At 65.5% G+C, this 15,252-nt stretch carries 12 protein-coding genes; 5 read left to right on the forward strand and 7 right to left on the reverse strand.

Translation table 11 applies throughout. The features are described 5' to 3' along the window. Window positions 1-29: 29 nt before the first annotated feature. Window positions 30-920, reverse strand: coding sequence for a tRNA glutamyl-Q(34) synthetase GluQRS (gene gluQRS / locus AC6UUM_RS14770; RefSeq protein ID WP_500803004.1), 891 nt, complete (start codon window positions 918-920; stop codon window positions 30-32). 135 nt (window positions 921-1,055) lie between these two features. On the opposite strand from gluQRS, the gene AC6UUM_RS14775 reads away from it, so the two are divergent. Continuing rightward, window positions 1,056-1,655, forward strand: a complete 600-nt coding sequence (locus AC6UUM_RS14775; protein WP_500803005.1) for an HNH endonuclease — start codon at window positions 1,056-1,058, stop codon at window positions 1,653-1,655. 6 nt (window positions 1,656-1,661) lie between these two features. Here AC6UUM_RS14775 and AC6UUM_RS14780 read toward each other — a convergent pair whose 3' ends face one another. After that, window positions 1,662-2,666 (reverse strand): fumarylacetoacetate hydrolase family protein, encoded by a 1,005-nt coding sequence (locus AC6UUM_RS14780; protein WP_500803006.1) that lies wholly within the window; start codon window positions 2,664-2,666, stop codon window positions 1,662-1,664. A 91-nt stretch (window positions 2,667-2,757) separates the two neighbouring features. Here AC6UUM_RS14780 and AC6UUM_RS14785 point away from each other — a divergent pair, with 91 nt between their 5' ends. Beyond that, window positions 2,758-3,972, forward strand: coding sequence for an acyl-CoA dehydrogenase (locus AC6UUM_RS14785; RefSeq protein ID WP_500804989.1), 1,215 nt, complete (start codon window positions 2,758-2,760; stop codon window positions 3,970-3,972). A 57-nt stretch (window positions 3,973-4,029) separates the two neighbouring features. After that, window positions 4,030-5,961 (forward strand): hypothetical protein, encoded by a 1,932-nt coding sequence (locus AC6UUM_RS14790; RefSeq protein ID WP_500803007.1) that lies wholly within the window; start codon window positions 4,030-4,032, stop codon window positions 5,959-5,961. An 8-nt stretch (window positions 5,962-5,969) separates the two neighbouring features. On the opposite strand, the gene AC6UUM_RS14795 is transcribed toward AC6UUM_RS14790, so the two are convergent. Continuing rightward, window positions 5,970-7,451: a serine hydrolase domain-containing protein gene (locus AC6UUM_RS14795; protein WP_500803008.1), complete on the reverse strand. Its 1,482-nt coding sequence runs from the start codon at window positions 7,449-7,451 to the stop codon at window positions 5,970-5,972. Window positions 7,452-7,736: 285 nt separating this feature from the next. Between AC6UUM_RS14795 and AC6UUM_RS14800 the strand changes: the two genes are divergently transcribed. Beyond that, window positions 7,737-8,744, forward strand: a complete 1,008-nt coding sequence (locus tag AC6UUM_RS14800; RefSeq protein ID WP_500803009.1) for an FHA domain-containing protein — start codon at window positions 7,737-7,739, stop codon at window positions 8,742-8,744. A 313-nt stretch (window positions 8,745-9,057) separates the two neighbouring features. Here the strand turns inward: AC6UUM_RS14800 and AC6UUM_RS14805 are convergent, their stop codons facing one another. The 4 genes from AC6UUM_RS14805 to AC6UUM_RS14820 form a co-directional block, all read right to left on the reverse strand. Further along, a complete protein-coding gene (locus AC6UUM_RS14805) occupies window positions 9,058-9,618 on the reverse strand; it encodes a phage tail protein (RefSeq protein WP_500803010.1) in 561 nt (186 codons plus the stop codon). 53 nt (window positions 9,619-9,671) lie between these two features. Further along, window positions 9,672-10,805, reverse strand: a complete 1,134-nt coding sequence (locus AC6UUM_RS14810; protein WP_500803011.1) for a serine hydrolase domain-containing protein — start codon at window positions 10,803-10,805, stop codon at window positions 9,672-9,674. Beyond that, window positions 10,802-11,971, reverse strand: coding sequence for a deoxyguanosinetriphosphate triphosphohydrolase (locus AC6UUM_RS14815; protein WP_500803012.1), 1,170 nt, complete (start codon window positions 11,969-11,971; stop codon window positions 10,802-10,804). Before AC6UUM_RS14815 ends, AC6UUM_RS14810 begins: the two co-directional genes overlap by 4 nt. Before the next feature lie 145 nt (window positions 11,972-12,116). Further along, on the reverse strand, window positions 12,117-13,241 hold the full coding sequence (locus tag AC6UUM_RS14820; protein ID WP_500803013.1) for a CaiB/BaiF CoA transferase family protein: 1,125 nt from the start codon (window positions 13,239-13,241) through the stop codon (window positions 12,117-12,119). Between the two features lie 143 nt (window positions 13,242-13,384). Here AC6UUM_RS14820 and cobT point away from each other — a divergent pair, with 143 nt between their 5' ends. Continuing rightward, complete coding sequence (gene cobT, locus AC6UUM_RS14825; RefSeq protein WP_500803014.1) at window positions 13,385-15,238, forward strand: cobaltochelatase subunit CobT; 1,854 nt, start codon at window positions 13,385-13,387, stop codon at window positions 15,236-15,238. The last annotated feature ends 14 nt before the right edge of the window (window positions 15,239-15,252 follow it).

Raw genomic sequence — 15,252 nt, forward strand, 5'->3', positions numbered from 1 at the left:
CGCTGCACAGGGGGTGCGGCGGTTGGCCCTCAGCCAATCGGAACGATGGCATCATGGGCCGGCAAATTCAGGCTGGCAATGACGTCTGTCGGGCTATGCCCGGCGATACGCCAGGCGACAAGCGTTTCGCCAGGGTCGCGCTTGGCCAGGCGCTTGCCGTCGGCGTCCAATATCAGCGGATGGTGGTGATAACGCGGCGTCGGCAGGCCGAGCATCGCCTGCAACAGGCGTTGCGCGTGCGTCGCTTCAAACAAATCGACTCCGCGCACCACATCGGTGATGCCCTGCGCCGCGTCATCCACCACCACCGCCAGCGCATAGGCGGTGCCGACATCGCGGCGGGCAATGACGATATCGTTCATCAGCTTGGGATCGGTGGACTGCCAGCCTTGCGTGTGATCATGCCAGCGCAGCGGGCCGGTCAGCGCCAGCGCTGCGCCAACATCCAGCCGCCACGCCGGCTGCTCGCGCGTCAGCCGCAGGGCGCGAGCAGCCGCATCTGGATTGCGGCAGGTACCGGGATAAAACGGGCCGTCCGGCCCATGCGGGGCGCTCGCCGCTGCCGCAATGTCGGCTCGGGTGCAGAAACACGGATAGGCGACGCCATGAGCAATCAGCCGATCGAGCGCTTGCGCGTACACCGGCCCCCGTTCGCTTTGCCGCCACACCGGGCCGTCCCAGTCCAGCCCCAGCCAGGCCAGGTCGTCCAGGATCGCCGCTTCATATTCCGGCCGGCAGCGCGTGGAATCGATATCCTCTAACCGCAGCACGAAGCGGCCGCCACGGCTGCGCGCCAGCCGCCACGCCATCAGCGCCGAAAAGGCGTGGCCCCGGTGCAACAGCCCGGTCGGCGACGGCGCAAAGCGCGTGGTGACAGGTGGGTTATCCACATTATCCACAACGAAATCCGGGCCTGTCATTGGCCTGACACACTATTCGTTGTAAACCCTGTTGCATCACGGCGCGGCCGCTGCGTGCGCGGCCCTGGGGGTTCCCGCCCCGGTGCGACTGGGCCCGTGAACATATGGCCGCTCCCATGCGTGGGAGGACGATGCATGTTGACGAGCGACCTCATCGAGGAAAAATTCGCCTCGATCCCGCATCTTGTGTCACCAGAGGCCTGTCCGGCGCTGGTGCTGAACGCCGACTACACGCCATTGTCTTATTATCCGCTGTCGCTGTGGCCGTGGCAGACCGCGATCAAGGCGGCGTTTCTGGAACGCGTGGACATCATCGCCGAATATGACCGCGAGATCCGATCGCCATCGTTGCGGATGAAATTGCCCAGCGTGATCGCGCTCCGGCAATATGTGCGCCCGTCGTCCACCCCGGCGTTCACGCGCTTCAACCTGTTTTTGCGCGATCGCTTCACCTGCCAATATTGCACGCAGCCCGGCGGCGATCTGACCTTCGATCATGTCATCCCGCGCGCTTATGGCGGGCGCACGACGTGGGAAAATGTCACGACGGCGTGCGCGCCGTGCAATCTGAAAAAGGGCGGCCGCACCCCGGCCGAAGCGCATATGCAGTTGCTCACCCGGCCGCAGCAGCCATCCACCCACGAACTGCAAGCCAACGGCCGCGCCTTCCCGCCGCATTACTGCCATTCAAGCTGGCGCGATTATCTTTACTGGGATGTCGAGCTGCTGGCCTGAACGGCGTCAGGCCACAACAAGCTGCTCGATCGTGCCGAAAATGCTGTGGTGGCGATCATCCTGCATGTCGATGCGCACCACATCACCGGGGCTGAGCCAAGGCGTTGCCGGCGCACGGGTCAGGATGGTTTCGACCATGCGCTGTTCGGCGATGCAGGCATAGCCATGGCCGCCTTGCGCGCACGGCCGGCCGGGGCCGCCATCGGCGTCGCGGTTGGAGACGGTGCCCGATCCGATGATGCTGCCGGCGCCAATGCTGCGGGTTTTCGCCAGATGCGCGATCAACGTGCCGAAATCGAAATTCATGTCGGTATGCGTCTCGACCCGGCCAAAGGCCTGGCCATTGATGTCGATCTGCAGCGTGCCGATCAGCTTGCCATCCGCCCAGCGGTCGCCCAGCGCCGCCGGTGTCACCAGCACCGGCGACAGCGCCGAGGCCGGCTTGGACTGCACGAAGCCGAAACCTTTGGCGAGTTCGTCGGGGATCAGACCGCGCAAGGACACATCGTTGACAAGGCCAACCAGGCGGATGGCGGCGAGCGCCTCTTCGCGGCTGGCGCCCTGGCGCACATCGCCGGTCACCACCACCACTTCGGCCTCCAGATCGAGGCCCCAGGCCGGATCGTGGCAGGCGATGGCCTCGCGCGGGCCCAGGAAATGGTCGCTGCCGCCTTGATACATCAGCGGATCGTGCCAGAAGCTCGCCGGCAATTCCGCACCGCGCGCCCGACGCACCAGTTCGACATGGTTCACATAAGCGCTGCCATCGGCCCATTGAAAGGCGCGCGGCAAGGGCGCTGCGGCATCGCGTTCGTGGAAGCGCGCGTGCGGCACGCTATCATGCGCCAGTGACAGGGCGACCCCCTCCAATACCGCAGCGGCGCGGTCCCAATCATCGAGGACGGATTGCAGGGTAGGGTACATCGGCGGCGGCGCAGCACACCAGGCCAGATCATCCGACACCACAACCAACCGACCATCTCGACCGGACTTCAGCGAAGCAAGTTTCATGGCGCACAGGCTGCGCCGGTTTTTCGCGGCGCGCAAGTCTTGGCGTCGGCGATGCGCACGCCTAAAAGCGCTAGGAACCAGGAGCATGATGATGGCCACTGCCGCGATTTCCGACGTCCAGCATTTCGCGCCGAAATGGCCGCGCTTTGACTGGGAAGACCCGTTGCTGCTGGCGAGCCAGCTCAGCGAGGAAGAGACGATGATCCGCGATGCATCGCGGGCCTTCTGCGATGCGGAACTGGCGCCGGGCGTGAAGCTCGCCAACCGCCACGAGACGTTCGATCCCGATCTGATGAAGAAATTCGGTGCTGCCGGCCTGCTGGGGCCGACCATCAAGGGCTATGGCTGCGCCGGGGCCTCCTACGTCGCCTATGGCCTGATCGCCCGCGAAGTGGAGCGGGTGGATTCGGCCTATCGTTCGGCGATGAGCGTGCAGTCATCGTTGGTGATGCACCCGATCCATGCCTATGGCAGCGAGTCGCAGCGGGAGAAATATCTGCCCGGCCTGGCCAGCGGCGAGCTGATCGGCTGCTTCGGCCTGACCGAGCCCGACGCCGGATCAGACCCTGCCGGCATGAAGACCCGCGCCAAGGCGGTGCAGGGCGGCTGGCTGCTGAATGGTGCCAAGATGTGGATCACCAATTCGCCGCTGGCCGATGTCGCGGTGGTGTGGGCCAAGTGCGATGACGAGAAGATCCGCGGCTTTGTCGTCGAGCGCGGCGATGCCGGTTTTGCCACCCCCAAGATCGAAGGCAAATTCTCGCTGCGCGCCGGCATCACCGGCGAGATCGTGCTGGCCGATGTGCATCTGCCCGAAGATCGCCTGTTGAAGGGGGTCGAAGGCCTCGCCGGGCCGTTCGGCTGCCTGAACAATGCGCGCTATGGCATCGCCTGGGGCGCGATGGGCGCGGCGGAATTTTGCTGGCACGCGGCGCGGCAGTATACGCTGGATCGTCAGCAGTTCGGCCGGCCACTGGCCGCGACACAGCTGATCCAGAAGAAGCTGGCCGACATGCAGACCGAGATCACCCTGGGCCTGTGCGCGGCGCTGGCCGGCGGCCGGCTGCTGGATACCAAGCGCCTGGCCCCCGAAGCCATCAGTCTGCTGAAGCGCAACAATTGCGGCAAGGCGCTCAGCATCGCCCGCGAGGCGCGCGACATGCACGGCGGCAACGGCATCTCCGATGAATATGGCGTCATCCGCCACGTCATGAACCTGGAGGCGGTCAATACCTATGAAGGCACCCACGATGTCCACGCCCTGATCCTGGGCCGGGCGCAGACGGGATTGCAGGCATTCTTCTGAAGCATCTGATCGAACTGCCCGCATTTTTTGGCCGGAAAGCCCTGAAGGTTGGTGACGATGGCCAGTTCTGCCCCTGAAGTGCCGCCGTTACCGGTGCCGATCCTGTCGCTGGCCATCACCGGCCACCGCGCCAGCAATGGCGATTTTGCCGCCAATCAGGATCGCATCGCTGCGGTGATCGCGCAGATTTTCGACGCCATCGCCGCCACCGCAGCCGGCGCGCCGGTACGGCTGCACAGCCTGCTGGCCGATGGCGCCGATCACATGGCGGCGCATTCGGCATTGGCGCAGGGCTGGGCCATCGCCGCGCCGCTGCCGTTCGGGCGCGTGCTCAACCGCGCTATCAATGCCCACCCGGTGAACGCTGATGATGCGGGCCGCCTGTTGACCGGCGCGGTGCCACACGATGCCGGCACCGCCGCCCGGGCCGTTGCCATCACCGCGCTGCTCGATCGCGCGCATGTGTTTGAACTGGCCGATGCCGATGAGGAGGTGGCGCAGAGCTTCCTCGCCACACTGGCGGCGCCTGGCGATGTGGCCGCTGCGCAGTTCCATGCAGCCATCGCGTCGCGCCGGGCGGCGCTGGCCGGGCGGGTGATGATCGAGCAGGCCGATCTGCTGCTGGCGGTATGGGATGGCGCGGCGCGCGATGCCCCCGGCGGCACCGGACACACGCTGGCCAACGCGCTGGCCGCCGGCGTGCCGGTCGTGCTGATCGATGCCCGGCAACCCGAACGCTGGCACATGCTGGATGCCGTGGAGGCGCTGGACCAGCCGGGCGACACCGACGGGCGGGAGGCCAGGCTGGCTGCGCTGGTGCACGGCGCGCTGCACGCCACCGGTCATGCCGCCGACGCGCTGGCGAGCAGCGCCTGGCGGCCGCGCAGCAGCCTGATGTTTCACGGCTATCGCCGCATCGAGGCGCTGTTCAGCGGCGACGGCCGGCCGTGGCGATCGCTGATCCAGGTGCACGAACGACCGAGCGACATTGCCACCGGCAGCGGCGCCCCCCTGCTGGCGGCGATTGCCGCCCTGCCCGGCGCCGATCCAGCCTGGCCGGGCCGCATTGGCGCGGCGGTGCTGGCGCGCTTTGCCTGGGCCGATGGCATCGCTGCGCGTTATTCCGATCAATATCGCGGCGGCATGGTCACCAATTTCCTGGCGTCGCTGGCGGCGATCATCGCGGGCGTCGCCTATCTGCCGCTGTCGCTGGCGCAAGCGAAATGGGCGTTCGCGCTGGCGGAGTTCCTGGCGCTGGGCTTCATCGTGCTGCTCACGGCGCAAGCGCACCGCGGCCATTGGCACGATCGCTGGTTCGAAACCCGCCGCGCCGCCGAATATCTGCGCCACGCGCCACTGTCGTTGGCGCTGGGAGTTGGCCGGGCACGCTGGCCGCGCAGTTCCGGCGCGGATTGGCCCGAGCATCATGCCCGCCATGCCCTTCGCGAAATCGGCCTGCCGCCCGGCGCGATTACCCGGCCATGGCTGCATGCGGTGCTGGCCGGCCTGCTGCTACCACACCTGGCCGGCCAGCGCGATTATCACCGGATCAAGGCGCGGCGGCTCGCCCATGTCCACCACCGGCTGGATGCCGTATCGGAAACCGCCTTCAAGCTGGCGCTGGTTTCAGTGACGGTCTGGTTGGTGCTCTGGGCCGGCGGCGAGGCCGGTGTGACGCCGCCGGCGCTGTCGGAAAAGCTCGGCAAGCTGTTCACCTTCCTCGGCATCCTGTTCCCATCATTGGGCGGCGCGGTGGCCGGCATCCGCTATTTCGGTGATTTCGATCGCTTCGCCGCCATCTCGCGCGTGTCGGCCGAGAAACTCGACGCCCTGCACCGCCGCGCCAGCCTGCTCATCGCCGCGCCCGAAAGCGCGCTGGATTATGGCAGCGTTGCCGATCTGGCCCATGCCGCCGACGATGTGGTGATTTCCGAAATCGAAGGCTGGCAGGCCGTGTTCGCCGGCAAGCATTTCGCCGTTCCGGTCTGATCGGCCGGCTATGTCCCCATCGCCGCCACCACATCGGCGGCAAAGCGCGGCATGTCGAACCCCTCGCCGCCATGATCGAAGCCGCGGCGCACGACGATCAACCCGGTGCCCGGCACGATCACCGCATATTGGCCGCGATTGCCGTTCATCGCATAGGTGCCCGCCGGCAGGCCGGCCAAACCGCCCCAGCGCCAGAAGCCGGCGCCATAGCCTTCGGGCCGGCCCACCGGCTGCGTGGCATCGGCGCGCTCGACAAACGCCGGCCAGTCCGGCGGCAACAACTGCGCACCGCCAGCCTTGCCGCCATTTTGATAAAGCAGCGCCAGCCGCGCCACATCGCGCGCCGTCATCCACACTTGCGACGACAGGATGAAATCGCCACGCCAGTCCGTTTCCGGCGTGGTGCGGGTCATCCCGGCCTTCCACAGCAATTCGGTGAATGGGAAGGCCAATGCGCCGCGCCGGAGCGTGCGCGACAGGCTCATCGCGGCCAGCATGATATCATTGTTGCTGTAGTTGAAATGCGTGCCCGGCGCATATTCCAGCGGCATGGTGGCGGCGGTCTGCGCGACGGTAGCGCCGCCCAGATAGGATTCATCGGTGCGATTGCCCGGCCCGGCTGTCCACAGGCCGCTGTTCATGCGCAGCAATTGATTGAGCGTGATGACCCCGCGCGGATCACCCCCCTCTGATCCCCTTGGCGCCTGCCAGCCCGGCACGCGCGCCGGGGCGTTCACATCCACCAGCCCCAACTGCACGGCGCGGCCCACCAGCGTTGCGGTCAATGATTTCGCCACAGACCAGGTGCGCTGCGGCGTGTGCATTGTCCAGCCATCACGATATTGCTCGGCAATGATATTGCCGTCCTTCAATACGATCACCGCCGTGGTGCGTGCGCTCTTGTAGGCCGGCGTGAACGCTGCCCGCACAAGGCGATCGAGCGCCTCGCGCTGCTTGCCGTTCTTCAGCGGCTGCACCGCCTTCGCATCACCCATCGGCCAGGCCATCGCATCGGTCGCGGTCAAATCCGGCCGGACCTGCCCCGGCGCCAGGCGCGGCACCTGCGCCGCTACCTCCGGCCCGGCCCCTACCGGCAACTGCGCACAGCCCAGCAGCGGCCGCCACACCGCAATGCGCGGCGGCAAATTGTCGGAGAATTTCACTGAAACCGTCCGCGCCGCCTCATCAATCACCACCGGCAACGCGGGGATCAACGGCTCATATTCGCGGTAAATCCCGGTCAGATCATCGCGCGTTATTGCCGCTTCATCCTGCCCGGCATTCCACCGCCCGGAACACAGAAACGCCGCCTTGTACCCCGCCGCCAGCGCCAGCGTGTGCGGGCTGGCCGGCGCGTCGGCAGCGACAACCGGTCCCGGCAGCGCCAGCGCCAGCGCCAGCGCGAGCCCCATCACGCCACCCCAGCGCTTGTCGCTCTGCGTCACAGGCTGTGCCGCACCGGGAACCATCAATCGCGCCAATCGAGCCATGCCAGGACTCTCTCGTGCCACATGCATCTTGTCAATTAAGTGCACGGCTGTTCAGACCTGTGAATTTGCGTCCACAATCATTGTCATTAGGTAAAGCATGAGGCTTAAAATGTTGAATGGTCGAATTTTTCTCTGGTGTCTATGTTGCGGTCATGGAAGTTTCCGCCGTCGTCGAAACGAGTCGTTGACCATGACCAGCGGAATAACGTTGCGAATCACTGCGACATGATAAAGTGGTCTGGCGTGCATTGATTATGAATTGACGGGTTAGGCGGGGGCCGCTCAATGGATGATCGTATTGCCAAGCTTCACTATCGCTTGGAGGGCGTCGACCAAACGGTCGCGATTGCGCCGGGCAGTTTTTGCGATATCGGCCGCGATGCCGCCAGCCGGTTGCGCCTTGACCCGGACGACACCACCGCATCCCGCCGTCACGCCATCATCCGTGCCGACGACAACGGGTGCTGCACCCTTGTGCCGGTAAGCAACACAGCCGCAACGATGCGCAATGGCCGACCGGTTTCCGCCGAAATCTCGCTGGTCGATGGCGACCTTATCGCCATCGGCAAGACCTTGCTGCGCTTTGAAACGTCCGTGACGATCGCGCCACCCAGCACCGATCAGGCAAACGGGGCGACCATCGTGATGTTGAAGGATCGTCTGGTAACGATCCTCGTCATCGACATCCGGGGCTATTCGGTGCTGGCGCAGGAAATCGGAGAGGCCGAAATAGGCAAGCTGCTGCGGCGCTTCAATGCCGAAGCCGGGCATATACTCGAAGGTTTCGGGGCCTATCAGCCGCGCTATCTGGGCGATGCCGTCATGGCGTCGTGGCTGCACGGGTCGGCGGACGATACGGCTGTGATCGAACTGGCCGATCTGGGTCGGGTGGTGTCGGCCTATCAGGCGCTGGCGGCGATGGCGGCGCGGATCAACGCCGATATGGTCCTGCCGCGGCCCTTGTCGATCGGTGGCGGCATCAACAGCGGCCGTGCTGCCTTTGGCAATCTCGGCAACGCCGGCAAAATCGATATCAATACCGTTGGCGAGGCGGTCAACCGCGCCTTCAGGCTGGAATCCGCCACGCGCACCCACGATGCCGACCTCGTCATCGGCCGTGCGAGCTTCGATTTGCTCAATGGGTCCTTTCCGTATCGCGAGGACTTTCCCATCAGGAAGGTCGATCTGAAAGGCTACACCGACCCGCAAGATGCGGTGATACTGCGCGGCGACGAGGTCACGCGCCTCTCCGAACGCTTGAATGGCGCAAGTCCGTGGTCGAGCTATGCTTGAAATAGACGCCTGGTCTTGCCAATTGCGGACACTGTCACGGTAATCGGAAAATTCTTGTCTCGACAAGCAGTGATCCCGATCCCGCCGCCCGCCCTCACCGCAACAACGCCTGCCAGACGCCGTCCATCAACGTGCTGGCGCGCATGGCGTTCACCGTGGTATCGGCCATCGTGTTCATCATGGAGCGCATGCACAGCCGCACCAGTCGCGGACGCGCGTTTCCAACGGATTGATGCGCCTGGCTCGGCAAAGCGCTTTGGCTGTTATATTTGGCTTACCCGGAATTGCCTTGGCAACTTCATGGCTCTCGCGGTCAGCCGGCCGGCAGGGTGAACGACGGCTCATCCGGTTCTTCGACGCTCGTGTCGCGTTCCCAGCCTTCATTTTCCAGCTTCAGCATCTGGATGGCGACGGCATTGCCGTTGGCATCCATCTCAGGGAGCGAGGTGAACTCCGACGGCCAGCAACGGTAAACATTGTAGGCGATCACCTTCTGGCCGGCCTCGTTGTAGACCTCGAGGACGATGTCCTTGCGGAAATCTTTTAGCGAGACATCCGGGTTGCCGGTGCCGCCCTGCTGATCATCGATGGTGAAATTATGGTAGTCCCACACCTTGTTGGCCCATTGTTCGAAGGCCATGTCATGGGTGACACCGCGTTCCAGGGTGATGGCCTGATATTCACTCTGCCCCGGGAGCCGCCGTGGTGTCGTCGGGTCACCGCCAGCACGATGTGTGATAACATGAGTCTGCCGCGTTAACGCGCTGATTTTGGACACGCCAGCCACATACCGCCCATCCCATTTTACCCGGAACTTGTAATTGCGGTAGGGGTCGTAGCCGTAGGTCGCCTTGGGGAATTCGGTGTTCGTCATGACAGCCCCTGTCCGTTCAGGATTCCAAGGATACGAAACCTAACCCCATCCCCTCACCCCATCAACGCCCCCCACACGCCGGCCATCAACATCCCCGCCCGCATGTCGCCCACGGTGGTGCCGGCCATCTTGTTCATCACATAACTCATGCACAGCCGCGCATCCATGTCGCACACCACCAGGCTGCCGCCGTATCCGCCCCAGAACACGCTGTTCGGATTGGGGAAAGGGCGCGCCGGGCTGGGGAGGCCGTAGCCGAGGCCGTAACGGATCGGCATGTTCAGGATCAGATCATCGCCTTCGATCTGCAGCTCCTGGGCGCGGCGGACGCCGGCTTCGCTGAGCAGGCGCTTGCCGCCCGAAACGCCACCGTTGGCCATCAGCGTCTGCACCGCCACCACGGAGCGCGCGTTGCCCTGGCCGTTGGCGGCGGGGATTTCGGCGCCGCGCCAGCCGCGGGTGCGGGTTTCCAGCGGGTTGATGGGCGGGTTGCTTTGCATGTTCTTGGTCAGTTCCGAGGGCTCCCCGGCGCTGATCGCCGCGCCGCCCGGCGGCGGCACCAGATCGGCAACGCGGCGGTCTTCGCTGGCATCAAGGCCGATGTGAAAATCGGCACCCAAGGGCCCGGCGAGGTTTTCGGCAAACACCGTGCCCAGCGATTTGCCGGTGATGCGGCGCACGACTTCGCCGACCAGAAAGCCTTGCGTGACGGCGTGATAGCCGGGCGCGGTGCCGGGCGACCAATAGGGCGCCTGTGCCGCCAGCCGGCTGGTGACCAGATCCCAATCATAGAGGTCTTCCGGCTGCATCGGTTCGGCAAAGCCCGACAGGCCGGCGCTGTGGCTCATCAGCATTGCGACGGTGACGTCCTGCTTGCCCGCGGCGGCAAACTCCGGCCAGTAATGGCCAACGCGCTCTTCGAATTTGAGTTCGCCCTGGTCGGCCAGCCACAGCGCGGTCAGCGCGGTCATCGTCTTGGTGGTGCTGTACACGTTGACGATCGTGTCCTTTTCCCACGGCCGCGTCTGCGCTTCGTCGGCGTGGCCGCCCCACAGGTCGATCACCGGTTCACCATCGATCGTCGCGGCAAAGCTGGCGCCGATATCCTGGCCGCTGGCCAGCATTGCCGCCATCGTGGTGCGAACACCTTCGAAGCGGGGATCCACAAAACCCTGAATGTCGCTCATGTCACCATCTCCTGCGGCAAGGGCGAAGGCCCCACCAGTTGCTCATAGAGTTTCAGCGCATAACGGTCTGTCATGCCAGCCACGAAATCACCGACATGCCGCGCGCGGCCGGGTTCATCGGCCGGGCAGGTCGTCGCCCAGTCGCCGGGCAGGCGGGTGGGATCGGCGTGCAGCGTGGCGAACAGCGCGGCGACCACGGCTTCGGAAGGATCGCGCAGGCGAGCGACCGCGGGCGCGCGATACATATGGTCGCGCAGGAAATTCTTCAACACGCGCACGTCGGCAGACAAGGGCGCGGACAGGCCGGCGATCATGTGGCCAGCCTGGCGGATGTCGATCACGTCAGCGGCGTTGATGGCACTGAGCCGGCTGCGCGTCGTGTCCAGCACATCGGCCACCATGCGGCCGATCATTTCACGCACCAATTCGGGCACCAGCCGCCGCCGGGCGGTGACATGCGGCCAGCGGCTGGTGACAGTTTGCCAGCAATCGGCGACAAACGGCACCGCTTCGGCCACGCTTTCCACCGAAAACAGGCCGGCGCGGATGCCATCGTCCAGATCATGATTGTCATAGGCGATATCGTCAGCGATCGCCGCCAGCTGTGCCTCCAGCCCGGCATGGCTCGCCAGATCGAGCGGCCAGGCGGCATCGACACCGGCCAGCGCCCAGCCGGGTTCGAACACCGGGCCATTGTGCTTGGCGAGGCCCTCCAGCGTTTCCCAGCTGAGGTTCAGCCCGTCGAAACCGGGGTAGCGGCTTTCCAGTTTCGTCACGATGCGCAGGGCATGGCCGTTGTGATCAAAGCCGCCCCACGGCGCCATGGCGCGTTCAAGCGCATCTTCGCCGCTGTGGCCGAATGGCGGATGGCCCAGATCATGGGCGAGCGCCAGCGCCTCGGTCAGGTCTTCGTCCACGCCGAGCGCGCGGGCCAGGCTGCGGGCGATCTGCGCCACCTCCAGGCTGTGGGTCAGCCGCACGCGGAAATGATCGCCGTCAGGCGCGACAAACACCTGGGTTTTATAGCGCAAGCGCCGGAAGGCGCCGGAATGGATGATGCGATCACGGTCGCGCGCGAACGGGCTGCGGGTGGCCGACGGCGCGCCCGCATGCAGCCGACCGCGCGACGCCTGCCAGCGGGTGGCGTAGGGCGCGAGCACGGTCACCTCTCCCCTTGCGGGAGAGGTCGACTCGCGCGAAGCGCGGCGGGAGAGGGGTGACGCCTGTGGCTACGGGCGCCACCCCTCTCCCGGGCCGCCTGCGGCGTCTCTCGACCTCGCCCCCAAGGGGAGAGGTGAATGCCGGCCTTGCTCACTTGATGGTCCCGGCCGCCTTCAACGCCCCGATCTTGCCCGCGTCATAGCCCAAATCGGCCAGGATCGCATCGGTGTCGGCCGCCTTCGTCATCCGCACCGGATCGGAGACGGTCGCGGAATAGCGCGGCGCCGGCGCCGGCTGCATGACGCCATCGGCCTCCACAAACGTCTGCCGCGCGACATTGTGCGGGTGGTGCGGGGCTTCGGCCATCGACAGCACCGGGGCGAAGCAGATGTCGGTCATTTCCATGATCTCGCACCATTGGTCGCGCGATTTGGTGGCGAACAGCGCGGTCAGCCGATCCTTCAACTGCGGCCAGCGCCCCGAATCCATCTGGGCGGCAAAATCCGGATCATCCGACAAGCCGGTCTTTTGCAGCAGCAGCGCATAGAATTGCGGTTCCAGGCTGCCGATGCTGATATATTTGCCATCGGCACAGGCATAGGTGTCATACATATGCGCGCCGGTATCGAGCAAATTGACGCCGCGTTCATCCTTCCAGATGCCGTTGGCGCGGAAGCCCCAGATCATCGCCATCAGCGCCGCAGCGCCATCGGTCATCGCGCAATCGATCACCTGGCCTTGCCCGGTCGTCTTGGCGTGCAGCAACGCCGATACCATGCCGAACGCCAGCATCATGCCGCCGCCGCCGAAATCACCAACCATGTTGATCGGCGGGGTGGGCTTGTCACCGGCGCGGCCATAGCCATGCAGCGCGCCGGCCAGAGCGATGTAATTGATGTCGTGGCCGGCAGCGTTGGCATAGGGCCCGAACTGGCCCCAACCGGTCATGCGGCCATAGACCAGCGCCGGGTTGACCGCATGGCATTGCGCCGGCCCCAGCCCCAGCCGTTCGGTGACGCCTGGGCGGAAGCCTTCGAACAGCGCATCGGCGCCTTTCACCAGATCGAGCACAAGCGCCTGACCTTGCGGTGATTTCAGATCCACGCCGATCACCCGGCGCCCACGCAGCAGCGGATCGCGGGCATCGATGCGCGCGCCGGGCCGATCGACCCGGATGACTTCGGCGCCATGATCGGCCAGCATCATGCCGGCAAATGGCCCCGGCCCGATGCCGGCCAGTTCGATCACCCTGATGCCCTGCAGCGGCCCTGCCATGTGCTTTGCTCCCCAGTTATATGTTCCTTCCCCCTGCCACGCGGGCCTGAAAGGTCAAGCTGTTGCCGGTGTGAGGTGCGCTGGCAGCAAACCCGGACATTTTGGGCATTTGACAGGCCCGCACGGCCGGCACAAATGGGGTCATGGCCGACAACAGCCCGATCGAGGATTTCCGCCAGGCGGTGGCGGCCAGCATGCGCGCGCTTGGCCACGCGCCGGGCATGGATCTGGCCTATACAGCCGACAAACCGGCCTGTTTCGGTGAACAGGCCCGGGTGCCGCAACCGGCGCGCGCGCTGCCGCCCGAACAGGTGGCCGAAGTGCGCGGCTGGGCCGACAGTTTCGCGCTGAAGCGCCGCCACCATGATGCCAAGTTGCACGGGCTGGATCTGCCCGATGCCGGCCCGGCCCGCGAGATCTGGAACGCGCTGGAACAGACACGCTGTGAGGCACTGGGCGCGCTTGATATGGCCGGCGTCGCGCGCAATCTTGATCGCATGGTGGAGGCGCGGGTGCGCACCGATCCGATCGTGCGTGCCCGCACCCCCGAAGAAGTGCCGCTGGCCAGTGCGCTGGCGCTGATCATGCGCGAACGCCTGACCGGCGCCGCGGTGCCGCGCGCCGCCGAAGCGGCGGTCGATATGGTGCGTGCCGATATCGAGGCGCGCGCCGCCGGGCATCTGGATGATCTGGCCAACACGCTGGAAGATCAGGCCGGTTTTGCGCAGGCGCTGCGCCGCGTGCTCAATGATCTGGGCCTGGGGGCCGATCCGGACGAAGCCGCCGAAGAAGCGGAAGAAAGCGACGGCCAGGACGAAGAGGAACAGCCCGGCGAAGACAGCGACGATCAGGAACAGGACGACGGTGGCGGCCAGGAGCAGTCCACCGAAACCCGCGCCGAGGAATCCGCCGATGCGCCAGAGGAATCGGAAAGCCGCGAAGTCGAGATGGATACCGACATGGTGTCCGACGCGGAAATGGGCGAGGATGGCGACGAGGGCAAAATGCCGTGGCGGCCCAACCAGCCGCTGTCTGACCTGCCGCCGGATTTCGAATATCGTGCCCACACCACGAAATTTGACGAAGTCGTCGGTGCCGCCGATCTGTGCGACGATGAGGAACTGACCCGGCTGCGGGCCTATCTCGATCAGCAATTGATCCCGCTGCAATCGGCGGTGACCAAGCTGGCCAACCGGCTGCAACGCCGCCTGCTGGCCCAGCAGAACCGCAGTTGGGATTTCGATCAGGAAGAAGGCATATTGGATGCCGCACGGCTGGTGCGCATCGTCACCAACCCGGCCCATGCGCTCAGCTACAAGGTGGAGCAGGACACCAAGTTCCGCGATACGGTCGTCACCCTGCTCATCGACAATTCGGGATCGATGCGTGGCCGGCCGATCTCCATCGCGGCGATCTGCGCCGACATATTGGCGCGCACGCTGGAACGTTGCGCCGTGAAGACCGAGATCCTGGGCTTCACCACGCGCGCCTGGAAGGGCGGGCAAAGCCGTGAGGCCTGGCTGGCCGCGGGCCGGCCGGCCAAGCCCGGTCGCCTGAACGATCTGCGCCACATCATCTACAAGCAGGCGGATGCGCCGTGGCGGCGGGCGCGCAAGAACCTGGGCCTGATGATGCGCGAAGGCCTGTTGAAGGAAAATATCGACGGCGAGGCGCTGCTGTGGGCGCATGATCGCCTGCTGGCGCGGCGCGAAGACCGGCGCATCCTGATGGTGATCTCCGATGGCGCGCCGGTGGACGATTCCACCCTGTCGGTCAACAGTGGCAATTATCTGGAGCGCCACCTGCGCGCCGCTATCCGCCAGATCGAAACCAGAAGCCCGGTGGAACTGATCGCCATCGGCATCGGCCATGACGTGACACGCTATTATGCTCGCGCCGTCACCATCATGGACGCCGAACAATTGGGCGGCACCATCATCGACAGCCTGGCCGCCTTGTTCGAACATGGCGGCGATCAACGCCGGCGCCGGCGCTGATCGCCAATGGCGGC

It is taken from the genome of Sandarakinorhabdus sp. (assembly GCF_987265915.1).